The sequence below is a fragment of the Enterobacter sp. SA197 genome, assembly GCF_054131575.1.
Genome location: NZ_CP096393.1, coordinates 2,233,485 through 2,259,637, shown reverse-complemented (window position 1 = coordinate 2,259,637; position 26,153 = coordinate 2,233,485). Strand labels below are relative to the sequence as shown.

The 26,153-nt window shown below is 53.0% G+C and carries 26 protein-coding genes and 1 other annotated feature; of the genes, 10 read left to right on the top strand and 16 right to left on the bottom strand.

Features of this window, described 5'->3' with window-relative positions:
• The first annotated feature begins 252 nt into the window (after positions 1–252).
• Positions 253–2,238, top strand: coding sequence for a cyclic di-GMP phosphodiesterase (gene pdeR / locus M1D91_RS10510; protein ID WP_437430534.1), 1,986 nt, complete (start codon positions 253–255; stop codon positions 2,236–2,238).
• 1 nt (position 2,239) lies between these two features.
• Here the strand turns inward: pdeR and M1D91_RS10505 are convergent, their stop codons facing one another.
• On the bottom strand, positions 2,240–3,109 hold the full coding sequence (locus M1D91_RS10505) for a crotonase/enoyl-CoA hydratase family protein (RefSeq protein ID WP_437430533.1): 870 nt from the start codon (positions 3,107–3,109) through the stop codon (positions 2,240–2,242).
• Positions 3,110–3,304: 195 nt separating this feature from the next.
• Here M1D91_RS10505 and yciZ point away from each other — a divergent pair, with 195 nt between their 5' ends.
• From yciZ to osmB, 3 genes are all read left to right on the top strand, one after another.
• A complete protein-coding gene (yciZ, locus tag M1D91_RS10500; protein ID WP_437430532.1) occupies positions 3,305–3,487 on the top strand; it encodes a protein YciZ/DeoL in 183 nt (60 codons plus the stop codon).
• 89 nt (positions 3,488–3,576) lie between these two features.
• The gene (gene yciT, locus M1D91_RS10495; protein WP_437430531.1) at positions 3,577–4,335 is read left to right on the top strand and encodes a DNA-binding transcriptional regulator YciT; all 759 of its coding nucleotides are present in this window, start codon (positions 3,577–3,579) and stop codon (positions 4,333–4,335) included.
• A gap of 259 nt (positions 4,336–4,594) precedes the next feature.
• Positions 4,595–4,813, top strand: coding sequence for an osmotically-inducible lipoprotein OsmB (osmB, locus tag M1D91_RS10490; RefSeq protein WP_437430559.1), 219 nt, complete (start codon positions 4,595–4,597; stop codon positions 4,811–4,813).
• A 110-nt stretch (positions 4,814–4,923) separates the two neighbouring features.
• On the opposite strand, the gene yciH is transcribed toward osmB, so the two are convergent.
• The 5 genes from yciH to pgpB all read right to left on the bottom strand — a co-directional run bounded on the left by yciH (position 4,924) and on the right by pgpB (position 8,557).
• On the bottom strand, positions 4,924–5,250 hold the full coding sequence (gene yciH / locus M1D91_RS10485) for a stress response translation initiation inhibitor YciH (RefSeq protein ID WP_437430558.1): 327 nt from the start codon (positions 5,248–5,250) through the stop codon (positions 4,924–4,926).
• Positions 5,250–5,987: an orotidine-5'-phosphate decarboxylase gene (gene pyrF / locus M1D91_RS10480; protein ID WP_437430530.1), complete on the bottom strand. Its 738-nt coding sequence runs from the start codon at positions 5,985–5,987 to the stop codon at positions 5,250–5,252. Before pyrF ends, yciH begins: the two co-directional genes overlap by 1 nt.
• Positions 5,988–6,166: 179 nt before the next feature.
• Positions 6,167–7,336: a lipopolysaccharide assembly protein LapB gene (gene lapB, locus M1D91_RS10475; RefSeq protein WP_437430529.1), complete on the bottom strand. Its 1,170-nt coding sequence runs from the start codon at positions 7,334–7,336 to the stop codon at positions 6,167–6,169.
• Between the two features lie 6 nt (positions 7,337–7,342).
• Complete coding sequence (locus M1D91_RS10470; RefSeq protein ID WP_437430528.1) at positions 7,343–7,651, bottom strand: LapA family protein; 309 nt, start codon at positions 7,649–7,651, stop codon at positions 7,343–7,345.
• Between the two features lie 141 nt (positions 7,652–7,792).
• Positions 7,793–8,557 carry a phosphatidylglycerophosphatase B gene (gene pgpB, locus M1D91_RS10465; protein ID WP_437430527.1) on the bottom strand — a complete coding sequence of 255 codons (765 nt, stop codon included), beginning with the start codon at positions 8,555–8,557 and terminating at the stop codon, positions 7,793–7,795.
• Positions 8,558–8,740: 183 nt separating this feature from the next.
• On the opposite strand from pgpB, the gene ribA reads away from it, so the two are divergent.
• Entirely contained in the window at positions 8,741–9,331 is a 591-nt protein-coding gene (gene ribA / locus M1D91_RS10460; protein ID WP_437430526.1) for a GTP cyclohydrolase II, read from the top strand.
• A gap of 43 nt (positions 9,332–9,374) precedes the next feature.
• Here ribA and acnA read toward each other — a convergent pair whose 3' ends face one another.
• The 6 genes from acnA to topA all read right to left on the bottom strand — a co-directional run bounded on the left by acnA (position 9,375) and on the right by topA (position 16,882).
• Entirely contained in the window at positions 9,375–12,050 is a 2,676-nt protein-coding gene (gene acnA / locus M1D91_RS10455; RefSeq protein ID WP_437430525.1) for an aconitate hydratase AcnA, read from the bottom strand.
• A gap of 188 nt (positions 12,051–12,238) precedes the next feature.
• Entirely contained in the window at positions 12,239–12,337 is a 99-nt protein-coding gene (gene ymiC / locus M1D91_RS10450; protein ID WP_437430524.1) for a small membrane protein YmiC, read from the bottom strand.
• A gap of 136 nt (positions 12,338–12,473) precedes the next feature.
• Positions 12,474–12,644 carry a hypothetical protein gene (locus M1D91_RS10445; protein ID WP_437430523.1) on the bottom strand — a complete coding sequence of 57 codons (171 nt, stop codon included), beginning with the start codon at positions 12,642–12,644 and terminating at the stop codon, positions 12,474–12,476.
• Position 12,645: 1 nt separating this feature from the next.
• Complete coding sequence (locus M1D91_RS10440) at positions 12,646–12,807, bottom strand: YmiA family putative membrane protein (protein ID WP_437430522.1); 162 nt, start codon at positions 12,805–12,807, stop codon at positions 12,646–12,648.
• Positions 12,808–13,124: 317 nt separating this feature from the next.
• Positions 13,125–14,099 (bottom strand): HTH-type transcriptional regulator CysB, encoded by a 975-nt coding sequence (gene cysB, locus M1D91_RS10435; protein WP_437430521.1) that lies wholly within the window; start codon positions 14,097–14,099, stop codon positions 13,125–13,127.
• 185 nt (positions 14,100–14,284) lie between these two features.
• Positions 14,285–16,882, bottom strand: a complete 2,598-nt coding sequence (gene topA, locus M1D91_RS10430; protein WP_437430520.1) for a type I DNA topoisomerase — start codon at positions 16,880–16,882, stop codon at positions 14,285–14,287.
• A gap of 398 nt (positions 16,883–17,280) precedes the next feature.
• Here topA and M1D91_RS10425 point away from each other — a divergent pair, with 398 nt between their 5' ends.
• Positions 17,281–17,532: a YciN family protein gene (locus tag M1D91_RS10425; RefSeq protein ID WP_437430519.1), complete on the top strand. Its 252-nt coding sequence runs from the start codon at positions 17,281–17,283 to the stop codon at positions 17,530–17,532.
• A gap of 33 nt (positions 17,533–17,565) precedes the next feature.
• Here the strand turns inward: M1D91_RS10425 and sohB are convergent, their stop codons facing one another.
• Positions 17,566–18,612: a protease SohB gene (sohB, locus tag M1D91_RS10420; RefSeq protein ID WP_437430518.1), complete on the bottom strand. Its 1,047-nt coding sequence runs from the start codon at positions 18,610–18,612 to the stop codon at positions 17,566–17,568.
• Between the two features lie 220 nt (positions 18,613–18,832).
• Here sohB and M1D91_RS10415 point away from each other — a divergent pair, with 220 nt between their 5' ends.
• Positions 18,833–19,591, top strand: a complete 759-nt coding sequence (locus M1D91_RS10415) for a YciK family oxidoreductase (protein WP_437430517.1) — start codon at positions 18,833–18,835, stop codon at positions 19,589–19,591.
• A complete protein-coding gene (gene cobO, locus M1D91_RS10410; protein ID WP_437430516.1) occupies positions 19,588–20,178 on the top strand; it encodes a cob(I)yrinic acid a,c-diamide adenosyltransferase in 591 nt (196 codons plus the stop codon). The genes M1D91_RS10415 and cobO overlap by 4 nt, the downstream gene beginning before the upstream one ends.
• A gap of 45 nt (positions 20,179–20,223) precedes the next feature.
• On the opposite strand, the gene rluB is transcribed toward cobO, so the two are convergent.
• From rluB to rnm, 3 genes are all read right to left on the bottom strand, one after another.
• The gene (gene rluB, locus M1D91_RS10405; protein ID WP_437430515.1) at positions 20,224–21,120 is read right to left on the bottom strand and encodes a 23S rRNA pseudouridine(2605) synthase RluB; all 897 of its coding nucleotides are present in this window, start codon (positions 21,118–21,120) and stop codon (positions 20,224–20,226) included.
• 98 nt (positions 21,121–21,218) lie between these two features.
• Positions 21,219–21,839 (bottom strand): L-threonylcarbamoyladenylate synthase, encoded by a 621-nt coding sequence (locus M1D91_RS10400; RefSeq protein ID WP_437430514.1) that lies wholly within the window; start codon positions 21,837–21,839, stop codon positions 21,219–21,221.
• Entirely contained in the window at positions 21,836–22,717 is an 882-nt protein-coding gene (gene rnm / locus M1D91_RS10395) for an RNase RNM (RefSeq protein WP_437430513.1), read from the bottom strand. Before rnm ends, M1D91_RS10400 begins: the two co-directional genes overlap by 4 nt.
• A gap of 159 nt (positions 22,718–22,876) precedes the next feature.
• Positions 22,877–22,969: a sequence feature (Trp leader region), on the top strand.
• 24 nt (positions 22,970–22,993) lie between these two features.
• Between rnm and M1D91_RS10390 the strand changes: the two genes are divergently transcribed.
• Both M1D91_RS10390 and trpD read left to right on the top strand, forming a co-directional pair.
• Positions 22,994–24,556: an anthranilate synthase component 1 gene (locus tag M1D91_RS10390; RefSeq protein ID WP_437430512.1), complete on the top strand. Its 1,563-nt coding sequence runs from the start codon at positions 22,994–22,996 to the stop codon at positions 24,554–24,556.
• Positions 24,556–26,151 (top strand): bifunctional anthranilate synthase glutamate amidotransferase component TrpG/anthranilate phosphoribosyltransferase TrpD, encoded by a 1,596-nt coding sequence (trpD, locus tag M1D91_RS10385; protein ID WP_437430511.1) that lies wholly within the window; start codon positions 24,556–24,558, stop codon positions 26,149–26,151. The genes M1D91_RS10390 and trpD overlap by 1 nt, the downstream gene beginning before the upstream one ends.
• Positions 26,152–26,153: the final 2 nt, after the last annotated feature.

Genomic DNA, 26,153 nt, shown 5'->3' with positions numbered 1-26,153 from the left:
GCGATCTCACAAGCATTTTTTCTTTATTTCCCCCACAACGGGTATAAACCCGCCACAATAAAATAACTGCGCACGTCCAGTGATTTGCTATGCAAATTTTACGCACCCGCTATATTTTTAAACAGAACTCGTTTTATTATTAGTTTGTAAGTAAAAACAATACGTTTTTCCCCTGGTTCCCCCTTTTGTACTGTTGGTTTATCCGTCCTCGAATGAGTATCCGTTGCGCTTTTTGGTGGGTTGGGAGATAGCATGAAAGATTTGCAGGAACAGAACTTGCTGTTTCGTTATCTGGGCTCAACCAGCCCTTTCTGGCGACTGAGCGCTGACAGCAATGCGCTGCACTTTGCCCCTGATGAGGATGCGGAGGTGAGCCAGGTCGTCACCCTGAGCGATGAACAGGCAGCCCAGCTTCGCCAGATGACGGTCATTACCTCCAGTCAGACGATGTATCTGTCGCTCTTTGGTGATGATCTCCCTGTACATCTCGTTGGCCGTAAAATTAATCAGCAGGAGTGGGCCGGCACAGCCTCTGCCTGGCATGATACCTCTTCCGTAGCACGCGATCTGGTGCAGGGCCTCTCTTTTGCCGAGCAGGTTGTTTCAGAAGCTAACTCGGTCATCGTCATTGTTGACCGGCATGGCAGTATTCAACGCTTTAATCGTCTGAGTGAAGAATATACGGGTTTAAAAGAGCACGAGGTGATTGGCCAGAATGTATTTAAGCTTTTTATGAACCAACAGGAGGCGGCGGCATCACGGCAAAATATTAGTGAATTTTTCCGCAATGGTTCCTCATACGAAGTTGAACGCTGGATTAAAACCCGCAAAGGACAACGTCTGTTTTTGTTTCGCAATAAATTTGTTCATAGCGGTAGCGGAAAAAATGAAATTTTTCTCATCTGTTCGGGTACGGATATTACTGAAGAACGCCGCGCTCAGGAGCGCCTGCGCGTTTTAGCTAATACCGATACCATTACCGGCCTGCCTAATCGCAATGCTATTCATGAATTAATCAGCAGCGCCATTGATAATCGCGGTGAAACGCAAATTGGTATCGTCTATCTGGACCTGGATAATTTTAAAAAGGTGAACGATGCCTACGGTCATATGTTTGGCGATCAGCTTTTACAGGCCGTCGCGCTCGCTATTTTAAGCTGTCTCGACGAGGGTCAGGTCCTGGCGAGACTCGGCGGCGACGAGTTTATCGTGATGGCGACAGACTCGTCGCAGAGCGCGCTCGAGGCCATGGCGTCGCGCATCATTACCCGTTTACGTCAGGCGTTCCGTATCGGGCTGATTGAGGTTTACACGGGATGCTCGCTGGGGATTGCCCTGGTTCCTCAGCATGGCAACGATCGGGAAAGCATCATTCGTAATGCTGACACGGCGATGTACATTGCAAAAGAGAATGGAAAGGGAAAATTTTGCGTATTCACCCCGGAGATGAATCAGCGCGTCTTTGAATACCTCTGGCTGGACACCAACCTGCGCAAAGCCCTCGATAAGGATCAGTTAGTGATCCATTATCAGCCCAAGGTGACCTGGCGCGGCGAAGTTCGCAGCCTGGAGGCGCTGGTTCGCTGGCAGTCACCGGAGCGCGGTCTGATCCCTCCTCTGGATTTTATCGCCTATGCCGAAGAGTCCGGGCTTATCGTCCCGCTCGGCCGCTGGGTGATGCTGGATGTAGTGCGGCAGGTCGCAAAGTGGCGTGATAAAGGCATCAACCTGCGCGTAGCGGTTAACGTTTCTGCCCGCCAGTTAGCCGACCAGACTATCTTCAGCGATCTGAAACAGGCCTTAAGCGATTTGAATTTTGAATATTGTCCGATAGATGTAGAACTCACGGAAAGCTGCCTGATTGAAAATGAAGAACTTGCACTGTCACTGATTCAGCAATTCAGTGAGCTCGGCTCACAGGTGCATCTCGATGATTTTGGCACCGGCTACTCCTCCCTGTCGCAACTGGCCCGCTTCCCGATTGACGCCATTAAACTGGATCAATCTTTTGTTAAGGATATACATAAACAATCTGTCTCCCAGTCGCTGGTGCGGGCTATCGTTGCGGTGGCTCAGGCGCTTAATTTACAGGTGATTGCGGAAGGGGTGGAAAGTGCAAAAGAAGACGCCTTTCTGACTAAGAACGGCGTCAATGAACGACAGGGTTTTTTATTTGCTAAACCCATGCCCGCTGCCGTTTTCGAGCGATGGTATAAACGTTATCTGTCGCGTAAATAGCTCAGCTGGCTTTACTCAGACTGGCGGCGGCATGTCGGTTTTGTAATAGAACCAGGCGTTCCATGTAGGCGATGTCCTTTGGTTCAAGGCAGAACGCGGCATCCACCCAGTCTTCAGTAATGTCCATCAGTTCGCTTCGTGGGAGCTGTATCACTCGCTGACGGGCGCGCAACATGGCGCGTATCCCGTTGAGTCTGGGTTGCAGCGTATCAATGAAGGTCCTGACAGACAGGTAACCCTGGCCGGGTTCAAACAGCTGGTCCACCAGCCCCTGCTGTTCAAACCACTCCGCCGTATGCGACTCGCCTTTGTAGATAAGCGCTTCGGCCAGTTTCATTCCCGAACGGCGCGCTACCAGTGAATAACCGCCCATACCCGGAAATAAATTGAAGGCTATCTCCGGGAAACCGAGCCGGGCATCGCGCTGCGCCAGCAGAAAATGGTGCGCCAGGGCGGCCTCAAACCCGCCACCGAGTGCACTCCCCTCAACCATAGCCAGTGAGATGGCACCCGTATCAAAGCCTCTTGAAGCCGCATGAACACAATCCACGCAGGCGCGCGCATAGGCCCGCAATGCTTCGCGCCGTCCATTACGGATACACTCCACAAAAAAACCCAAATCACCACCGGCATTATACATTCCGGGGACCAGAGACCCCGTCACCCAAAAATCAACCATGAAACCCGCCTGGCGAACGAGCCAGGACGCATTCATGATCTCTTCAATTAACACATGGTTAAAACAGGGTCGGGGCTGTGCTCGCAACATCATCCATACGGTGCGGCGCTCTTCTTCGTAATAGCAGGAAAGTTGCGTAAAACGATCGGTATCGGTAAAAAGTTTGCACGTAGCCTGGTTGATTACTGTCATAGACTTGATCCTCCGGAAATAAAAAGCGCGTTGTGCGCAGAGCAAGACTAATCCAGGGGCAATCAGGGCAGAATGTAAGTTAATGAATATATAATCTGTACTTATAATATTTTGAGATTTCGTTTTTCCGCTTCTCTTTTTACACTCTTTTCTGCATCATTCATTTTGTTACTTTTCAAATATAAAGGTGAAGTTATGGCTGACATCGACGTAAAGCAACTGACCAGTCGGATTGATATCGTGCTGGATATTCTTGTTGCCGGGGATCATCAATCCGCCATTCGTAACCTGGAGATCCTGAAAGCGGAATTGCAGCAGTGTGAAAACGCCGGTCAGGAAAACGCCAGCAGGTTGCGCGGAACCCCCTGGGAGGTGTAGCCATTTCTTTGTCGTTAACGCCTGTGTAAAGCTGCAAAGCGATACGATCTTCTTCCATCCTGATTCTACAAAAACTATAAGTAGTGCCTATGAATTCCCGACAACAACGTATTCTTCAGACGGTCATTGATAAAGGGCGAATGAGCGTAACAGAGTTGGCAAAAATGACCGGTGTGTCCGAAGTCACCATTCGCCAGGATCTGAATGCACTTGAAAAAGAGAGTTATTTGCGACGTACGCATGGCTATGCCGTTCCTCTGGACAGCGATGACGTCGAAACGCGAATGATGAATAACTACACGGTGAAGCGCCAGCTGGCTGATTTTGCCGCCTCACTGGTGAGCGAAGGCGAAACCGTATTTATTGAAAATGGCAGTTGTAATGCCTTACTTGCCCGCCGCCTGGGTGAGCAACGTGATGTCACCATCATTACGGTAAGCAGCTACATCGCCCATCTTTTAAAAGACTCCCAGTGCGACGTAATCCTGCTTGGCGGAATCTATCAAAAGAAAAGTGAAAGTATGGTCGGCCCGTTGACGCGTCAGTTTGTCCAGCAGGTGCACTTCAGTAAGGCGTTCATCGGGATTGATGGCTGGCAGGCGGATACGGGTTTCACGGGTCGCGATATGATGCGCACCGATGTTGTGAATGCCGTGCTGGAGAAAGGCTGTGAAGCCATTGTGCTGACCGACAGTTCTAAATTTGGCGTGGTGCACCCGTACACACTCGGTGCAGGCAAAGCATTTAACCGCGTCATCACGGATGAGCGACTTCCTGCCGAAGCGCATACACAATTGCAACAATCAGGACTGATCGTCAGTCTCGTTGAGTGCCCCATTTCTGCTTAAGTGAGAAGGCCCGCTATAGCGGGCTATCCCCTTCATATCTGAGATTATTCCGACGTTTCAATTAAGACTTTTTACCCTGCCGCTTCGCGGGTTCAAACGTAAAATTGTATGTAGCGAGATAACAGGAAGTGACTGTCACACCCGTGATTTTAGTAACACCTGCGCAACAAGGTTTTACGGAAAGTCTTACTGTCTGCCCATAATGGCTATACTTTAAGAGAACACTTTTCCGTGAATCACTCATTCAGGAGAAAGTATGATGATGTTATCAAGTAAAAAAGTCGCGACAGCTATGCTGGCCATTACCCTGGCAATGTCTCTGAGTGCGTGCGGGCACTGGTCTAAGCGTGATCGCAACACCGCCATCGGCGCTGGTGCTGGTGCGCTGGGTGGTGCTGTTTTAACTGACGGTAGTACGCTGGGCACCCTGGGCGGTGCAGCAGTAGGTGGTATCGTTGGTCACCAGGTGGGTAAATAATCCTTTTGAAGGATTTCCCTCTTTTTATGAACTTTGTTTCAAGACCTGAGCACTGACTGAAAAAGGGTAACGCTAATGCGTCACCCTTTTTTTATACCGCCGGGTTGGTGTTATCCCCCCGCAAGCTTAACCTTCATGCCTTTTGCTTCGAGCAACGTTTTCAGTAAGTCGCGCTTGTCGCCCTGGATCTCAATCACACCGTCTTTAACAGCCCCGCCGCAGCCGCACTTTTTCTTGAGCTCAGCGGCCAGCGCATTCAGGGCAGCGTCATCGGCATCAATGCCGGTTATCAGACAAACCCCTTTGCCTTTTCGACCGCTGGTCTGGCGCTGCAGACGGACAACGCCATCACCTTTTGGGCGTTCGGCCGGTTTTTTTTCTTCCGCAATTCGCCCGGATTCTGTTGAATAGACCAGACGACTGTTGTTGTCGTTCATCATGCATTCCTTAGCAGCGAGGCGTTGATGTCGCGTAATGTCTGCGCAGGGTCGGCGGACTGCGTCACCGGGCGACCAATGACCATAAAGTCAACGCCAGCCGCCTGCGCCTGTTCAGGCGTCATGATACGACGCTGATCGCCTGCCGCACTTCCTGCAGGTCGGATACCCGGCGTCACCAGCTTAAATGGCTGACCAAAGGCCTCTTTAAAGCGCACTGCTTCTTGCGCAGAACAGACTACCCCGTCAAGACCACACTGCTGAGTGAGCCCGGCAAGACGTTCAGCATGTTCAGCCGGTGTGGTTTTAATGCCTAAACCTTCCAGATCTACCGCTTCCATGCTGGTCAGGACCGTCACGGCAATCAGTAATGGCGCATCGTTTCCAAAGGAGACGAGCGCTTCTTTTGCCGCTGTCATCATCCGGGCACCGCCGGAAGCATGGACGTTGACCATCCACACACCAAGGTCAGCAGCAGCTTTCACCGCATGGGCCGTGGTATTAGGAATATCGTGGAACTTGAGATCAAGAAAGACATCGAAGCCGCGCTGCTGCAACTCGCGCACCATATCCGGCCCGAAGAGGGTGAACATCTCTTTACCGACTTTAAGCCGACAGTCACGAGGATCGATGCGGTCAACAAAAGCCAGGGCGTTATTACGGTTATCGTAATCAAGGGCAACCACAACCGGTGAGGTCGTTTTAGCGCGGGAAACAGATGAAGCTGTAGTCGTCATGGAGAGACCTTCTGAGATAAGGGCACCCGCTCAGGCGCAATGAATAAACGGCGAGCATTCTACCTGCGGGAGGGCGTAATTGACAGTGCATTACGCCCTGCCAGACCTTCTGCGCAGAGGAGCGGCCTTTAAGTCATCAGAGTGAAAAGTATGTTGTAACTAATCAGGCGTTTTTTTGCTTACTGACCATCTAAGCCGCGGATAGGTTTAACGGTGGACCACGCACGGCAGGAGGGGCAATGCCAGTACATGGTATAGGCGGTAAAACCACATTTATGACACCGGTAGCGCGGCTTACTGCGGATTTGTTCACCGACCATCTCACGCAGCACCATCAGGCTCTCTTTTGCGCGCCCTTCTTCTGCCTCGTTGAGGTGGTAGTCCATTAACTTATGGAAGACCCGCATCGTCGGATGACGCTGAAGCTGGCGCGTCACGTATCCCTGGGCCGAATCCGGGCCTTCACGTTGCTCCATAATTTCCGCCAGCATTAAATCTGCCGTTGCGCCGGTGTTCTCCTCGACGCAACGCTGAAGAAACGCAGCCCACTCATCATGCTTACCAAGTTGCTGGTAGCAGACCTGCAGCATTTCCAGAGTTTCGCTGACGAGCTCTTTATCCTGATCAATGACGCGAAGCAAGGACTCGACGGCTTTCGCGTACTCACCCTTTGCCATATGCACACGCCCCATCATGATCGAGACGCGAGGGCTGTCACGGTCTGCTGCCGCCCCCTTTTTCAGTAATGCCATGGCACGATCAAGTTCTTCATTACCTATCTGCTGCAGCGCCAGCTCGCAGTAGAAGTGGGCGATTTCGCCACGCTGTTTGTCTTTGCCCAGTTTGACCAGTCTTTCAGCGACATCAATCGCTTTCTGCCATTCGCTGGTCGCCTGATAGATTTGCAACAGCTGTTGCAAAGCGCCGATGCGAAAATCGGTCTCGTCGGTCAACTGGTTAAACATGTCTTCTGCGCGGTCATACATACCGGCGGCCATGTAATCGCGACCCAGCTGTTGTACGGCAAGAAGACGCTGATCGTAGGTGAGCGAGGCGCTCTCCATCAGGGTCTGGTGGATACGAATGGCTCGGTCAACTTCCCCACGGGAGCGAAAAAGATTACCCAGGGTCAGGTGGGCTTCAACTGTGCCGGTGTCCTCTTTAAGCATATCGAGGAACAGGTCGACGGCTTTATCCTGTTGGTTACTCAGCAGCAGGTTAACCCCGGCCACGTAATCACGTGAAAGCCGGTTAGCCTCATCCTGCTTTGTTTGTTGAGCATTTCTGCGCCCCATATACCAGCCATACGCCGCGGCAACCGGTAGCAGCAGAAATAACAACTCCAACATAGACGGTTATTCCTTCACCACGGCGGTACCGGAATGCGCCGGGACATCAGCCACCGGGGCAATTTTTTGCTCCAGTCGTTTAATTTTGCGTTCAGCACGCGCCAGAGAGACACGCACGCGCAACCAGAACAGACCACATATCAGCCAGCCTATGGCAAAGCCCGCAGCGAAAAGCACGGCCAGCAAGGTGGAGATCCGATATTCACCCTGAGCGAGCAGATAATTGAAGGTCACCAGCTGATCGTTTTGGGCACCCAGCGTGACAGAGACGACGAAGATCGCCAGGACCAGTAAGAAAATGAGTAAATATTTCACATTACTTCCCGTTATGTGGTTGTGAGCGAGTAAATTCTGTTCAACCGGCTGCATCCAGCCTTATAAATTACCATTTTAGCGCCTGGTGCGAAACGGAAATGCGTGATGCCTCAGGGTGATTTAGGGGCTTTTTACCAGTTTTCAACTCTCCTGCTCCCTTTCAGCTATTTCCTGTCGTTCTTCCACTGGCGGCGCGAGCGGACCACATAGTTTTTGTGCAAGCCAGGTGGCAATCGTCACCAGTAACCCCGAGATAAGCGTAGCGACGATAAGATCGCGCGGCCAGTGCATGCCCAGCACCAGACGGCTACCCATCACGGCCGTCGCCCAGACGAGTAATAGCGCAATCGTCCAGGTTCGGCGACGGGGCCAGAGGAGTCCTACCCCCAGCAGCGCCCAACTGGCAGCAAACATAGTGTGACCGGAGGGGAAAGCAAAACCGGTTTCTTTTTGCCAGTGCTTACGCAAAAAAACCGGAACCTGCTGCTCATCGGCCAGTTGCGCTTTCACCAGGTGGCCACGCTCCTTGCGTTTCAGACTGTAAAATTCAGTCGCCTTAATATTATGGGCGCTCTCCAGCCAGACGACGAAGGGACGCGGCTCCTGCACACGATCTTTCACCCAGGATTTTACCCCCTGCCCGGCCAGAATGGCGCTCCCGAGGATGACAAAAAGCACCAGCGCGGCTTTGAGTCGAAAACGTAAGCACCAGAGAAACCAGCCACACAGAATGACGTGGGTAATAATGCCCCAGGGTTGGGTCACCGTCTCGGTTATCCAGTACGATGCTCTGAGAAAGGTAACATTCGAACCGGGTTGCCAGTTCCAGCCCACCATCCAGACCAGCGCTGGCATCACCATCAATATTCCCGCACCGACCATGGTGCGCTTCGCTATAGCCCGCATTGTTTCTCCTTTCGTATCTATCACAATCATAACCGAAAAATAACATTTTCGGTGTAACTGCCATGTTTGTGCGTTTATTCCGTGATGTATCTGCTGGTCATTAGTGATGTAAAGCGCATTGTGGCAAAATAGCGGAATACATAAGGCCCGACTAACAATGGCCAATATAATCTGGAGAATCACATGCAGCTTAAACGCGTGGCAGAAGCCAAACTGCCGACCCCGTGGGGCGATTTCCTGATGGTGGGTTTTGAAGAACTGGCGACCGGGCAGGATCACGTTGCGCTGGTCTTTGGGGATATTTCCGGGCAGACGCCGGTACTGGCGCGCGTCCATTCTGAATGCCTGACGGGTGATGCACTCTTTAGTCTGCGTTGCGATTGTGGATTTCAGCTCGAAGCGGCCCTCACGCATATTGCAGAGGAAGGGCGCGGTGTACTGCTTTATCATCGTCAGGAGGGCCGCAATATCGGTCTGCTGAATAAAATACGCGCCTATGCGCTACAGGATCAGGGCTACGATACCGTCGAGGCCAATCATCAGCTTGGCTTCGCCGCCGATGAACGCGACTTCACCCTGTGCGCTGACATGTTCAAGCTGTTGGGTGTCGATGAAGTTCGTCTGTTGACCAACAACCCGCGTAAGGTTGAGATCCTGACCGAAGCAGGAATAAATATTGTGGAGCGGGTTCCTTTGATTGTCGGACGCAACCCCAAAAACGCCCATTACCTCGACACTAAAGCTGCCAAAATGGGGCATTTACTGAGCGAGTAAGCGCGTGCTGGCCGTGGGAGGTGCTCCCACGGCCAGCTCCGTATTAATGCAACATATTACGGATCACGTAGTGCAGAATGCCGTCATTCTGATAGTAGGTCAGCTCGGTTGAGGTATCGATACGACACCGGCACTCCAGTACCTCTTGCGTACCGTCGGTGCGCGTTAAGGTCACCGGAATAGTGGCACCCGGCTTAAGCTGGTTCAGATCGGCAATATCCAGTTTCTCTTCACCGCTCAGCCCCAGGGTTTTACGCGTCGTCCCCTGTGGAAACTCCAGCGGCAAAATGCCCATACCAATCAGATTTGAGCGGTGGATGCGTTCGAAGGATTCAGCAAGGACTACCCGCACGCCCAGCAAACGCGGCCCTTTCGCAGCCCAGTCCCGGCTGGAGCCCGAGCCATATTCTTTACCGGCAATAACAGCAAGCGGCACGCCCTGCTGCTGGTAGCGCATCGCAGCGTCATAAATGGAGATGACTTCGTCACCCGGCAGATGACGCGTCATTCCGCCCTCCACGCCCGGCACCATTTCGTTACGGATGCGGATGTTAGCAAAAGTCCCACGCATCATTACTTCATGGTTCCCGCGGCGCGAGCCGTAGGAGTTAAAGTCGCCCCGTTCAACACCATGACTTTGCAGGTAGCGGCCCGCCGGGCTGTCGGCTTTAATGCTCCCCGCAGGAGAGATATGGTCCGTTGTGACCGAATCACCGAGCATCGCCAGAATACGCGCGCCATGAATATCCTTGACCGGTTCCGGTGTTTTTTCCATTTCATCAAAGAAAGGTGACAACCGGATATAGGTCGAGTCGTTTTGCCAGCCGTAGGTATCTGAACGATCCACCTGAATGGATTTCCACTCCTCGGTGCCCTCAAACACTTCGGCATACTCTTTACGGAACATATCGGTCGAGACCTGCTCCACCGCACGGGCGATCTCCCGGCTGGAGGGCCAGATATCTTTCAGATAAACAGGATCCCCTTTGCGATCGTGACCCAGTGGATCGGTCGCCAGATTGATGTTCATGTTACCCGCCAGGGCGTAAGCCACCACCAGCGGCGGTGAGGCCAGCCAGTTGGTTTTTACCAGTGGGTGGATTCGACCTTCAAAGTTTCGGTTCCCGGAGAGCACGGCGCCTACGGTGAGATCGCCCTGCTTAATAGCCTGTTCGATAGGTTCAGGCAGCGGACCCGAGTTACCAATACAGGTAGTACAGCCATAGCCCACCAGGTTAAAGCCCAGCTCATCCAGATAAGGGGTTAACCTGGCCTGTGCCAGATAATCAGAAACTACTTTCGATCCCGGCGCGAGGGACGCTTTCACCCAGGGCTGCCGTTTTAACCCTGCTTTGACCGCATTTTTCGCCAACAGCCCGGCGGCCATTAATACGCTGGGGTTAGAGGTATTCGTGCAGGAGGTGATAGCAGAGATGACGACGGCACCATCAGGCAACTGGTATTTCTGCCCTTTCAGGACATATTCAACAGGCTGGCGATCTTTTTGCGCCGTGTTAAGTTCAAGCTCTGAACTGGCTGCAAAGGCTTGTGGCACATCGCTGAGTGCGACACGGTCCTGGGGACGTTTGGGCCCGGCAAGGCTCGCCTCAACATCATTCATATTCAGTTCGAGCGTACTGGTAAAGACGGGCTCATCCCCCGCGTTTCGCCACATACCCTGCGCTTTGGCATAGGCTTCCACGAGGGCAACCTGCTCTTCGCTGCGTCCACTAAGGCGCATATATTCCAGCGTTACGCCATCAATAGGGAAGAAGCCGCAGGTTGCGCCATACTCTGGCGCCATGTTAGCGATCGTAGCCCTGTCGGCAAGCGGGAGCGAATCCAGCCCGTCGCCGTAAAACTCAACAAATTTACCCACCACGCCGTGTTTACGCAGCATTTGCGTCACGGTCAGGACCAGGTCGGTTGCCGTGATCCCTTCCTGCAATTTGCCCGTCAGCTTGAACCCTACTACATCCGGAATAAGCATCGATACGGGTTGCCCAAGCATGGCGGCTTCTGCTTCTATACCGCCCACGCCCCAGCCCAGCACACCCAGGCCGTTAATCATGGTGGTGTGAGAGTCCGTACCGACCAGGGTGTCCGGGTAGGCTACCCACTCTTTATCCTGTAATTCGCTCCAGACGGCTTTACCCAGATACTCCAGATTGACCTGATGACAGATCCCGGTACCTGGCGGCACGACGCTAAAGCGGCTGAACGCTTGCTGCCCCCAGCGCAGGAAAACATAGCGCTCATGATTACGCTCCATTTCGAGGCGAACGTTCTCTTCGAAAGCGTCATCATCACCGAAATGATCGACAGTCACGGAGTGGTCAATAACCAGGTCTACCGGAGAGAGAGGATTGACTTTGGCAGTGTCGCCACCCAGGCGTTTTACCGCTTCTCGCATTGCGGCAAGGTCAACAACCGCAGGCACACCGGTAAAATCCTGCATCAATACGCGGGCCGGACGATAAGCAATTTCGCGGTCGGCATGGGCTGAGGTTATCCAGCCTGCCAGCGCACGAATATCTTCCTCGGTGACGGACTCGTCGTCCTGCCAGCGCAGGAGATTCTCCAGTAAAACTTTCAGTGACTTGGGTAGCCGTGAAATATCCCCAAGTTCCTTAGCGGCCAGCGGCAGGCTGTAATAGTGATAGGTTTTATTCTCAGCCTGCAATGTGTCCTTACTGGCTTCGCGTAGGGTAAACGACATATGCTCCTCCTTATTCACAGGGATAGCGAAACCCTGATCGTTTTTAGGGTCTGTATTAAAGATAACACAAACATGTCGTAACGTTTTGATAACAACCCAAATCGACAAAGCAGGCAATGGGCATCAGGCGCATCACGCCCGGCAGGAGGGAAATAAAAAACCCCGCATGTGCGAGGTTTTTCAATTAATTAGCGGGCCAGAATCCAGATAATTTCGCCCCAAAGTAAGGCTGAGACAGAAAAGACACTCATCCACGACCAGTATTTGAGGGAGCAGCGGTTATTCATTTGTTCACACCAGAAAAGGTATTTCATCAACACCGCGTAATAACGCGGGACATTATTTGCTGAGGTGTATTTATTTAACAGTACATAAGTACAAGCGTGAATAACAGGGTAATAGCCTGCCTGTTCCCGCGAATAATTATTGTTTAGATGCGTCGTCTTCTGCGAAGCTATCAATAAAAGCTTTTTGTTGCGGCGTCAGTTTCCACGACGTCGGAACCGGCGAATCACTCTGCGGTTTGGTGTGTTGCGGTTTGTCATGTCGCTGACACAGTTGCTTAACGGGTGCTACCTGACCGGTTACCGCCATTTTAACCCCAAAATTTCCAGATAACGAAAGCCACCACCACCCAGAACAGGGCTGAGCCCAGAAACACCGCCAGCCAGGCTTTGCGTTTCACTGACGGATCCCTTTGTGGCTCTTCACTTCCTGATGGCATTGCTAACCTCGTACAATCGACATCACTTATCATTTTAGGCACCAATAATAGGTACGATTAATCATGAGATGAGACAAATCCTAAAGAAACTTTAGTCGAAAAGCTAGTGAATTTACGTACTGTTTTTAACGAAATATTTAATCTTTTGACGTGAAATAAATTATTGAACCAGGAAATTTGCGAAGCGACAATTTAGTTTCTATGTTTGTCGCAAAAAGCGTGCGGATTATGCAGTTTATGGGCGGTCATGGCGGGAACATAAGAAAGAGAATAAGAGAGGGATAATGAAAATTGCACTTAGGGAAGCGTTAAAGGTATCCCCCTCTGTGCAAGGGATACCCTATTGCCGATTATTTCTCGGGAAGCTTAATGTCTTTAAACATGGCTTCAATATCCTCATTAGACCGTAAGGCAACAGCGGCATCAACAACGTCGCGGGTCAAATGCGGAGCAAAGCGCTGAATAAAATCATACATATAACTGCGCAAAAAGGTGCTGCGACGAAAACCAATTTTCGTCGTGCTGTGACTGAACACGCCCTGCGCGTCAAGTTTCACCAGGTCTGGATCCGAGACAGGATCAACCGCCATGCTGGCAATTACGCCCACTCCCAGCCCCAGTCTTACATAGGTCTTAATGACATCGGCGTCTGTTGCGGTGAAGACAATGCGTGGCGAGAGCCCTGCCCGGTTAAAGGCGGTATCCAGTTCTGAGCGCCCTGTAAACCCGAAGGTATAGGTTACTAAGGGGTACTGGGCGAGCTCTTCAATGGAGACCGATTGTTTTGAGGCAAGAGGATGATCGGGGGTTACAACGATTGAACGATTCCAGTGGTAGCACGGGAGCATGACCAGATCGTCATAAAGGTGCAGCGCTTCGGTTGCAATGGCAAAATCGGCGTTGCCTTTGGAGACAGCTTCAGCGATCTGTGTCGGGGAACCCTGATGCATATGTAGTGAGACGCGCGGATAGCGTTCAATAAATCCTTTGATGACGTTCGGCAGCGCATAACGCGCCTGCGTGTGGGTCGTCGCGACATAAAGCGAACCTTTGTCCGGCCAGGTGTGCTCACCCGCCACCGACTTGATGGCTTCAACTTTTGATAAGACTTCCCGGGCTATGCGAATAATTTCTTGGCCTGCTGGTGTCACCTGGGTTAAATGCTTGCCGCTGCGGGCAAAAATCTGGATCCCAAGTTCATCTTCCAGCATGCGAACCTGCTTACTGATGCCCGGTTGTGAGGTATAAAGGCCTTCGGCGGTAGAGGAGACATTGAGATTGTGATTGACCACCTCAACGATATAACGAAGCTGCTGTAGTTTCATGAAAGACCATCCGAATTCGCGCAATCAGCCTATCGCTTAAGACGATTTCATAATAAAAAGTGGGTTAACTATAACCACTATATCATTTATATCTTCTATGTATAGATTTGAACCAAAAATAATAAGTGATGAATAAAAAAGGGTCGGAAATCCGACCCTTTGTTTAAGCTATTAAAACCTAATGCTTATTTTTTTGTTTCAGTCCATTTACCCTCAATAAAGAAGGCGGACCACCCCGTGGCTTTACCCTCTTTCTCAGAGGCTACATACTGCTGTTTCGTCTTGCGACTAAAGCGCACGATGGTCTTGTTCCCCTCGGGATCCTGCTGCGGCGCATCGGCCAGATAGCGGAGCTTTTCTGGCAGGCGATCGCGGAAGCGGTATAACTCTTCGACCTGCGGCGCGCGCGTTTCACGCGATTTAGGGAACGTGTTGGCGGCAAGGAAGACCCCGGCAGCACCGTCACGCAGGACAAAATAGGCATCTGACTTTTCACACGGCAGCTCCGGCAATGGCACCGGATCTTCTTTAGGCGGAGCCACTTCGCCATTGCGCAGGATCTTACGCGTGTTTTTGCATTCATCGTTAGTACAGGCCATGTACTTGCCAAAACGCCCCATCTTCAGGTGCATTTCAGAACCACATTTTTCACACTCAACGATCGGGCCATCATAGCCTTTGATGCGGAACTCACCCTCTTCAATCTCGTAGCCGTCGCAGGTGGGGTTGTTGCCACAGACGTGCAGTTTACGCTTAGGATCAATGAGGTAGCTGTCCATAGCGGTACCGCATTTGCCGCAACGACGTTTTGCACGCAGGGCGTTAGTTTCAGCGTCATCACCTTCAAGGACGTTGAGCACTTCGTTTTCCGGCACCAGATTAATGGTGGTCTTGCAGCGCTCTTTCGGCGGCAGCGCATAGCCTGAGCAACCGAGGAAAACCCCGGTACTTGCCGTACGTATGCCCATCTTACGGCCACAGGTCGGGCAGTCGATGCTGGTCAGCACCATCTGATTCGGGCGCATCCCCCCTTCTTCCGGATCTTTCTCTGCCTGATCGAGCTGGCGAGAAAAATCACCGAAGAAACTGTCCAGAACCTTTTTCCACTCGGCTTCGTGGTTAGCCACTTGGTCAAGACGGTCTTCCATCTGGGCGGTAAAATCGTAATTCATCAACTCGCGGAAGTTATCTTCCAGTCTGTCGGTGACGATTTCACCCATCTTTTCGGCATAAAAGCGACGGTTTTCTACACGTACATAGCCGCGATCCTGAATCGTCGAAATAATGGACGCATAGGTAGACGGACGTCCAATACCGCGTTTTTCCAGCTCTTTAACCAGTGAAGCTTCACTGAAACGCGCCGGCGGTTTGGTGAAGTGCTGCGCCGGCGTCAGTTCAGTCAGGGACAGTACATCGCCGGTGTTTACCGCAGGCAGGGTCCGGTCTTCGTCACCTTTACGCAGGGCTGGCATCACCTTCGTCCAGCCATCGAAGCGCAGAATGCGACCGCGCGCTTTCAGACGATAATCAGCCGCGCCCACGGTAATGGTGGTGGAATCATACTGTGCGGGCGTCATCTGGCAGGCCACAAACTGACGCCAGATCAGCTGATACAGTTTTTGCGCGTCAGTTTCCATATCTTTGAGCGCGTCCGCTTCTACGGCAACATCGGAAGGGCGGATCGCCTCATGCGCTTCCTGGGAATTCTCTTTGCTGGCGTACTGATTAGCATTTTCCGGCAGGTATTTCTTACCGAAAGTCTCGCCAATGTACCCACGCACCATGCTGACCGCGTCCTGACTGAGATTGGTCGAGTCGGTACGCATGTAGGTAATGTAGCCCGCTTCGTAAAGACGCTGCGCCATCATCATGGTTTTCTTCACGCCGAAGCCCAGACGGGTACTCGCCGCCTGTTGCAGCGTTGAGGTAATAAAAGGTGCACCGGGCTTGCTGCTGGTCGGCTTATCTTCGCGATCAACCACCGTAAAGCGAGCTTTCTCCAGCAGGCTGACCGCCGCCATAGTTTGCTCGCGGTTAACCGGACGGAAAGGTTTATCCCCTTCATGGGTGACGGCAAGCGGCAGCGAATCACCACCAGGCGTAGCGGCGCTGGCGTCAATTTCCCAGTACTCTTCCGGCACAAACGCTTTAATTTCGCGTTCACGTTCTACCACCAGGCGTACCGCCACGGACTGCACGCGGCCTGCGGAGAGACCGCGGGCAATTTTCTTCCACAGCAGTGGCGAGACCATATATCCCACCACGCGGTCCATAAAGCGACGCGCCTGTTGAGCATTGACCCGGTCAATATTCAGTTCGCCCGGCTTCTCAAAAGCCTGACGAATCGCATTTTTAGTAATTTCGTTGAAGACCACGCGGCTGTAGCGAGAGTCATCACCGCCGATCACTTCCCGCAGGTGCCATGCAATGGCCTCCCCTTCGCGGTCAAGGTCGGTTGCGAGATAGATATGGTCAGCTTTTTCAGCCAGAGATTTGAGCTCAGAAACCACTTTCTCTTTGCCGGGGAGCACTTCGTAATGGGCATCCCAGCCGTGCCACGGGTCAATACCCATGCGATTGACAAGCGCACCGCGCTCATCTTTTTTGGGCTTTTTAGCCGGTTTGGCGGACGTAGACTCCGCGCTCTTTTTAGGTGCTGAGCCACTTGTCGGCAAATCGCGGATATGACCTACGCTGGATTTCACCACGAAGTCGTTACCCAGATACTTATTGATCGTTTTGGCTTTTGCCGGGGACTCAACGATGACGAGAGCTTTACCCATATTCACCTTTACCTAATAAAATTCTTCCAGGAATTCGTCGCACGTTGCTTCACCTTCCACAGGCGACGAGCCAACGATATAGTGGCGGCGACAATGGATATCAACCGTTTATACAACCATAAGCAAAACATATCGCTATCAGGTGAGTGAATGAACAGGGGGTTTATCCTGCCCGCGATACAGCACGACAATGTTGCGGTCGAATGTCAAGCAATTCTGTTGCCAGATTGACGAAAGCGTCACACTGTACCTGATAAAATTTGTTAAGCAACTTTATTAGCATGCATTTTAGATTCACGCCAGCCTCACCGTGGACGCAAACCCCTTGCCTGGACAGGGAAAATTTGCCCACACGCGGTGTGGGGCGTAAACTTGTAAAATTTTTCAGGAGGAGCGAGATGAGCGATTCAGCGCAACCTATTGACCGCCAGTCATTACTGAAACTGGCTAATCAAATGATCCGCGATCATGAAGATACCCTGTCAGGTATCGAAGCGACCGGCGTGAGCCAACGTAACGGCATTCTGGTGTTTACCGGTGAGTATTTTCTCGACAGCCAGGGGCTGCCAACCGGGAAAAGTACGGCCGTTTTTAACATGTTTAAATATCTGGCTCATGAGCTATCGGAAAAGTACACGCTCATTGATTAACGAAAAACGCGAGGCTCACACCTCGCGTTTCGTTTACATCATCGGTTTCTGCCCTCGCTGCCACCAGCGCATTAATAGCTTATCAACGCTTTCAGTCGCACTGCCAGTAAACCTTTCCATCAATTTTTTACGCTGCTGATAACGCACGCCAATGACGTCGTGTTTGTCATAAAGGCCCAGCAAAAGTTCATCGCTGGTGCCTACGGCATCGACCAGACCTTTTTCCAGCGCCTGGGTGCCGTACCAGTGTTCGCCTGTCGCCACGCTATCGATATCCAGTTGCGGGCGCATCTGATGAACAAATTCTTTAAACAGATCGTGCGTCTCATTAAGACTTTCACGGAATTTCTGTCGACCTTCTTCGGTGTTCTCTCCGAGGAGCGTGAGCGTACGTTTATACTGCCCGGCGGTGTGCAGCTCGATGTCGATCTCTTTGCCTTTCAGGAAACGGTTAAAGTTGGGGATCTGTGCGACAACACCAATCGAACCGATAATGGCGAACGGCGCGGCAACGATAGTATCAGCCACGCAGGCCATCATATAACCGCCGCTGGCGGCGACTTTGTCCACTGCTATCGTCAGTGGAATGTTTTTATCACGAAGACGTTGCAACTGAGAGGCTGCCAGACCGTAGCCATGCACCACACCGCCCGGACTTTCCAGTCGAACGACAACCCGATCCTCGGGTTGGGCCAGGGTTAAAACGGCCGTTATCTCTTCACGTAATGATTCAACTTCGTGCGCGTCCATACTTCCTTTAAAATCCAGGACAAAAATGCGCGGACTTAAGCTTGTGGCTGTCTCGCCTCGTTTTGCTTTGGCTTTGGCTTCCTTTGCCTCAAGCTTTGCTTTTTTCTTTTGCGCTTTATGCCAGAGTTTTTGCTGCTGCTCGTCAAGCAACGCCACCGCCATCTCCTCCTGCATCTCTTTATAATGTTCACTCAGGCGGGTGATGCGAAGCTCCCCCCGCTGACGCTTGCGCTGCCTCAGGTTAACGATGAGGATAGCTACAACGGCTATCGCGACAACCAGAGTCGCAACTTTGGCCAAAAACAAACCATATTCAGACAGTAATTCCACGTATTCCACCTTGGTTCAGCCACTTAACGTTCACAGCCAGTGTACATGAGGTGCTGGTGCGCGTCTGCACTGCATCGCTCTCCTCCTGGCGGGTATGCCCCCTTTTTCCAGCGCCTTTGTACCGGCTGACCGACGACTCTCCCCCAGACTGATTGAAATAGCCGGTCATTTCAGGCATAAAGCCAACATCAGTTCACCCTGCGCAGACCAAGGAGTCAGTGTGCATTACCAGCCACAACGCGACCTGCTACGCAACCATATCATCCTGGTCACCGGTGCCAGCGATGGGATCGGTAAAGAGGCCGCGCTCACTTACGCCGCTTACGGTGCCCGCGTCATTTTGCTGGGTCGTAACGAAGAGAAACTTCGCCGCGTTGCCGACAGCATCTCGCAACGCGGGGGGCAGGCCGCCAGTATTTATCTGCTCAACCTCGCCACCTGCACCCCTGAGGATTGCCACGCCCTTGCCCATCAGCTTGCCACCCGCTACCCGCGACTGGATGGCGTGCTGCACAATGCCGGTTTACTGGGCGACGTTTGCCCGATGGATGAACAGAAACCTGACGTCTGGAATGCGGTAATGCAGGTCAATGTTAATGCCACCTTTTATCTGACCCAGGCGCTTCTTCCTTTATTACTCAAGGCGGAAAACGGTTCGCTGGTGTTTACCTCTTCAAGCGTAGGCCGCCAGGGACGGGCAAACTGGGGGGCTTACGCGGCTTCGAAGTTTGCAACAGAGGGAATGATGCAGGTGCTGGCAGAGGAGTACCAGAACCGGCTGCGGGTAAATTGCATCAACCCTGGCGGTACCCGTACCAGCATGCGGGCAAGCGCATTTCCGTCGGAAGATCCGCAAAAACTGAAGACGCCAGCGGATATTATGCCACTCTATCTGTGGTTGATGGGTGATGACAGTCGCCGCAAAACAGGCATGACCTTTGACGCGCAACCAGGACGAAAACCGGGGATATCACAATGAATGAAGAACGTTATCAGCAGCGCCAGCAACGTGTAAAAGAACGCGTGGACGCCCGCGTGGCAGCCGCGCAGGATGAGCGCGGCATCATTATTGTTTTTACCGGTAATGGTAAAGGTAAAACCACCGCCGCTTTTGGTACCGCCACTCGCGCTGTCGGACATAATAAAAAGGTTGGCGTCATCCAGTTTATTAAAGGGACATGGCCTAACGGCGAGCGAAATCTGCTTGAGCCCCTGGGGGTGGAATTCCAGGTTATGGCTACCGGTTTTACCTGGGACACGCAGAATAAAGAGAGCGATACGGCGGCCTGTCTCGCCGTCTGGGAACACGCGCAGCGTATGCTGGCCGATCCCTCCCTCGATATGGTGCTTCTCGATGAGCTGACCTACATGGTGGCCTATGACTATCTGCCACTGGCGTCGGTGCTGGATGCGCTGAAAAGTCGGCCCGCCAGCCAGACGGTAATCATTACGGGCCGCGGTTGCCACCGGGATATACTGGAACTGGCCGACACGGTCAGTGAATTGCGCCCGGTGAAACATGCCTTTGAGGCAGGGATCAAAGCGCAAATCGGCATTGATTACTGACAGCTCACTACTCAACCGCAATAAAAAAGGGCTTGCGCCCTTTTTTTACTGACCGTTGTTATTGCGACTGCTCGACCGGCGTCCACCCGTCGCCTGTCGGCTGTTGGTCACCTGAGTATGACGTTTCACCGCGCGGCGAATCTGGTTGGCCTTCATGCGACGGCGATCTTTTTCAACCGCCACTTTCGAGGTGGTTTCCGGCGTCAGCCCGACCAGCTCGCGCAGGTAGTTGGTTTGCGCCAGATCCAGCTCGGTATAGCCGCCACGGGGCAGCCCTTTCGGCAGCGGAATATCGCCATAACGGACGCGAATCAGGCGACTTACCTGCACCCCTACCGCTTCCCACAGACGACGAACCTCACGGTTACGCCCTTCAGTCAGGGTGACGTTGTACCACTGGTTTATCCCTTCACCACCGCTGAATTTGATGGTTTTAAAGGCAGCCGGGCCATCTTCAAGCTGCACACCCCGACCAAGATCGCGCAGTTTAGCTTCATCAATCTGCCCAAAAACACGCACGGCGTATTCGCGCTCGACTTCACGGCTTGGGTGCATCAGGCGATTAGCGAGCTCACCATCGGTGGTAAAGAGCAGCAGACCGCAGGTGTTAACGTCCAGACGGCCTACGGCAATCCAGCGCGCGCCGCGCAGTTTTGGCAGACGGTCAAATACGGTCGGACGCCCTTCCGGATCGTTACGGGTGCACAATTCACCTTCCGGTTTGTAGTACGCCAGGACGCGACAGATCTGTTCAGCGGATTCTTTAATGGAAATGAGGTGTCCGTCGATACGAATTTTCAGGGCCGGGGTCACGTCAACGCGGTCACCGAGCGTGGCAATTTTGCCATCAACACTCACGCGGCCCGCTTCAATAATGGTTTCGATTTCACGGCGGGAACCGTGGCCGGCTCGCGCCAGCACTTTCTGTAACTTCTCGCTCATAGAGCTTTCCTCGGGTGTCGCCTTCACAGGCGTCGAATAAGGTCATCAGGTCGCCGTGGCGCCTGTGAAATGGCCGCGTAGTATACCGACTTGTATGCCTATAAGAAAGGCTTAACGTCGCCGACGCCTTCACGGATAACCACCGGCGCGTCGTCGGTGAGATCGACCACCGTCGTCGGCTGCTGGCCCAGATAGCCACCATGGACAATCAGCTCTACGACTTTTTCAAGGCGATCTTTGATTTCGTCCGGATCGGATTCGGTAAATTCACTTCCCGGGAGCATTAACGATGTTGAGAGCATCGGCTCACCGAGGGTTTCGAGCAAATCGACGGCAATGGGATTCGACGGCACACGAAGGCCAATGGTTTTTCGCTTTTCCTGCAGTAAACGGCGCGGAACCTCTTTAGTGCCTTTAAGGATAAAGGTGTAATTGCCGGGGGTGTTATTTTTGATCAGGCGAAACGCCACGTTATCCACAAAGGCGTAGGTCGACAGTTCCGATAAATCCCGACACATCAGGGTGAAATTATGACCGTCCGGGAGCTGACGGATGCGGCAGATACGCTCCATGGCCCCTTTATCTTCAATTTTACAGCCCAGTGCATAACCGGAATCAGTAGGGTACACAATGACCCCGCCTTTACGAACGATTTCCACCGCCTGATTAATTAAACGTGGCTGCGGATTTTCCGGATGAATATAAAAAAACTGACTCATACTTCCCTCTCTGTACTGTGTTGCGGCTGCTCCCATTTAAGCCAGACGCCATCGACATCCGCTGGCAACCAGAGCTTGCGCCCCAGCTCAATCCAGGGGCAGGGCTGATGAAAGTCAGACCCTTGCGAGCCCAGCAAACCAAACAGGCGGGCGTACTCGCCAAGCTGCTTACGTTCGTCAGGAGCCTGCTGGCATTGGGCAACTTCCATTGCCTCACCGCCGCGTTGTGCAAAATGCGCCAGCAGTCTTTTCAACCATTTAGCAGATAAATCGTAGCGTCCTGGATGGGCCAGGACCGCTGTTCCGCCAGACTGGTGAATCACGTCAATAGCGTGTTCTATTGTACACCACTGCGGAGGAACGTAGCCGGTTTTCCCGCGTGCAAGATACTTTTTGAACACATTCGCTACCGAATTCGCTTTCCCCTGCTCAACTAAATAGCGGGCGTAATGGCCACGGGTAATGGCCGCCCCTTTCGCCAGCCGTTGCGCCCCCTCCCATGCCCCAGGAATGTGGGCTTTCTCAAGGCGTTCCGCAATGAGTTGCGCGCGCAACTGACGGCGCTCATGCTGCTGGCGGAGAAACTCGCACAGAACCGGATGGTTAATATCAACGTTCAGTCCCACGATGTGAATTTCATGATTTTCCCAGACGGTAGAAATTTCAACGCCAGGGATAAGGCGTAACGGTAAACCCGCACGGGTAATTTCAGCCTGGGCGGCAGGAATACCCTCGGTGGTGTCATGATCAGTAATGGCCAGAGTGCCGATACGCATTGCAACGGCGCGGTGCACCAGTTCTTCCGGGCTTAACAGGCCATCAGAAGCAAGCGTGTGACTGTGAAGATCGTAAATAATCGCGTAATTCGTGTCGCTCAAAAGCGGCTCCAGGACGGAATGAAACAGAGTTTGCGGGCTATCATAACGTTACATGCCAATTTTCTGAAATCAGGGTTGACATTCGCCCATCGAACTAGTTAACTAGTACACAAGTTCACGCAATGAGGTATCATCATGAATACGCACTATTCTCTTAACAACCGCTGGTGGCGCACTCCCTGAAACGGGCAGTGTCTCCGTGCGTATTCAGCACACCGATACCCGGCCCGCCCACAGAGCGGGCTTTTTTATGGAACATAATGGATGAGAGCGACGATGCAAACGCAAAAACCGACACTCGAACTGCTGACCAGCAATGCCCTTTATCGTGAGAACCCGACCGCGTTATTTCATCAGCTTTGTGGCAACCGGCCTGCCACGCTGCTGCTCGAATCAGCCGATATCGACAGTAAAAACGATTTAAAAAGTCTGCTCCTTGTCGATAGTGCGCTGCGCATTACGGCCTACGGTGACACTGTCACTATTCAGGCGTTAACCGCCAATGGCGCTTCCCTGCTGACGTTGCTGGATGCGGCCCTTCCCGCTGGTATTGAAAATACCATCATGCCCGAAGGTCGTGAGCTGCGCTTTCCGCCGGTAAGTGCGCTGCTTGATGAAGATGCCCGTCTTTGTTCACTCAGCGTGTTTGACGCGTTCCGCCTGCTACAGGGGGTGGTGAACGTGCCGGAAGGTGAACGTGAGGCCATGTTCTTTGGCGGCCTCTTCGCCTATGACCTGGTCGCGGGGTTTGAGGATTTACCGGCGCTCGAAAACGATCGACGCTGCCCGGACTACTGTTTCTACCTGGCAGAAAGTCTTCTGGTCATCGATCATCAATTACAGCAGACGCGCATTCAGGTCAGCGTTTTTAGCGAAGATGCAGCTGAAAAATCCCGCCTCGCCCGTCGTGTTGAAAGCCTGCGCCAGCAACTCAATGAACCACCGGTTCCGTTGCCGGTCGAGACGGTCCCGAGGATGCGCGTGGAGTGCAACCAGAGTGATGACGAGTACGGTGCCGTTGTGCGCCAGATGCAAAAAGCCATCCGCGCTGGCGAAATTTTCCAGGTTGTCCCCTCCCGTCGTTTTATGCTGCCGTGCCCTTCGCCGCTCGCCGCCTATGACGTGCTGAAAAAGAGCAACCCCAGCCCCTATATGTTCTTCATGCAGGACGAGGATTTTGCCCTCTTCGGTGCCTCGCCTGAAAGCTCGCTCAAGTACGATGCGACGTCGCGTCAGATAGAAATCTACCCGATTGCCGGAACGCGTCCACGTGGTCGCCATGCGGATGGCACCCTGGATCGTGACCTTGACAGCCGCATTGAGCTTGAAATGCGTACCGATCATAAAGAGCTGTCCGAGCATTTGATGCTGGTGGATTTGGCCCGTAACGATCTGGCGCGGATTTGTACCCCGGGTAGCCGCTACGTTGCCGATCTTACCAAGGTGGATCGTTACTCCTTCGTGATGCATCTGGTTTCTCGCGTGGTAGGCGAACTTCGCCGGGATCTGGACGTGCTGCACGCTTATCGCGCCTGCATGAATATGGGAACCCTCAGCGGGGCGCCAAAAGTACGTGCCATGCAGTTAATTGCGGACGCCGAAGGTACGCGTCGCGGCAGTTATGGCGGCGCAGTCGGCTATTTTACCGCCCACGGCGATCTGGATACCTGCATCGTGATTCGTTCCGCCTGGGTCGAGGATGGCATTGCCACCGTTCAAGCCGGTGCGGGCGTTGTGCTGGACTCCGTTCCGCAGTCTGAAGCGGATGAAACCCGTAATAAAGCCCGCGCGGTATTGCGCGCCATTGCGAAAGCGCATAACGCCGAGGAGACGTTCTGATGGCCGACATTTTATTGCTCGATAATATCGATTCCTTTACCTACAACCTTGCCGACCAGCTGCGGGCAAGTGGACATAACGTGGTGATTTATCGTAATCATGTCCCTGCTCAAACATTAATTGAACGCCTGGGCACCATGCAAAATCCTGTGCTGATGTTGTCTCCCGGCCCCGGAACCCCCTCTGAAGCGGGCTGTATGCCAGAGCTATTGACCCGTATGCGCGGCAAATTACCGATTATCGGTATTTGCCTCGGTCACCAGGCGATTGTCGAGGCCTATGGCGGCTACGTAGGCCAGGCGGGTGAAATTCTGCATGGCAAGGCTTCCAGCATTGAACATGACAACCAGGCGATGTTTGCCGGACTGGCGAATCCTTTGCCGGTGGCACGTTATCACTCTCTTGTGGGGAGCAACATTCCAGCAGGATTAACCATTAATGCCCATTTTGATGGCATGGTGATGGCGGTCCGTCATGACGCTGATCGGGTATGTGGTTTCCAGTTCCATCCGGAATCCATTCTGACTGCACAGGGGGCGCGTTTGCTGGAGCAGACTCTGGCCTGGGCGTTACAGAAACTTGAGCAGACCAACACCCTGCAACCTATTCTGGAGAAACTCTACCAGGCGCAGACCCTCACCCAGCAGGAGAGCCACCAGCTCTTCTCGGCGGTTGTACGGGGCGAACTGAAACCTGAGCAGCTGGCCGCGGCGCTGGTCAGCATGAAAGTGCGTGGTGAACACCCTCAGGAGATCGCCGGCGCGGCAACCGCCCTGCTGGAAAATGCAGCCCCCTTCCCACGCCCTGATTATGCGTTTGCGGATATTGTGGGCACCGGCGGTGACGGTAGCAACAGCATCAATATTTCCACCGCCAGCGCATTTGTTGCCGCCGCCTGTGGAATGAAGGTCGCCAAACACGGCAACCGCAGTGTCTCCAGCCGCTCCGGCTCGTCTGACCTGCTGGCGGCATTTGGCATCAATCTGGACATGAATGCCGACAAGTCACGCACGGCGCTTGATGAACTGGGCGTCTGCTTTCTGTTTGCCCCGAAGTATCACACCGGGTTTCGCCATGCAATGCCGGTACGCCAGCAGTTGAAAACCCGCACGCTGTTTAACGTGCTCGGTCCGCTCATCAATCCGGCGCACCCGCCGCTCGCACTGATTGGTGTTTACAGCCCGGAACTGGTGCTGCCGATTGCCGAGACGCTGCGTGTGTTGGGGTATCAGCGTGCAGCCGTGGTGCATAGCGGTGGCATGGATGAAGTCTCCCTGCATGCGCCGACCGTGGTGGCAGAACTTCACGAAGGCGAAATCAAGAGTTACCAGCTGACCGCAGCGGACTTTGGCCTGACGCCTTATCATCAGGAGGCGCTGGCCGGGGGAACGCCGGAAGAAAACCGTGACATTCTGACCCGCTTATTACAAGGTAAAGGTGAAGCCGCCCATGAGGCCGCCGTCGCCGCTAATGTTGCCATGCTGATGCGTTTACACGGTGAAGAAGATTTGCAGGCTAACGCGCAAAAGGTACTGGATGTGCTCCACAGCGGTACCGCGTATGACAAAGTCGCCCAACTGGCGGCAAGAGGATAACT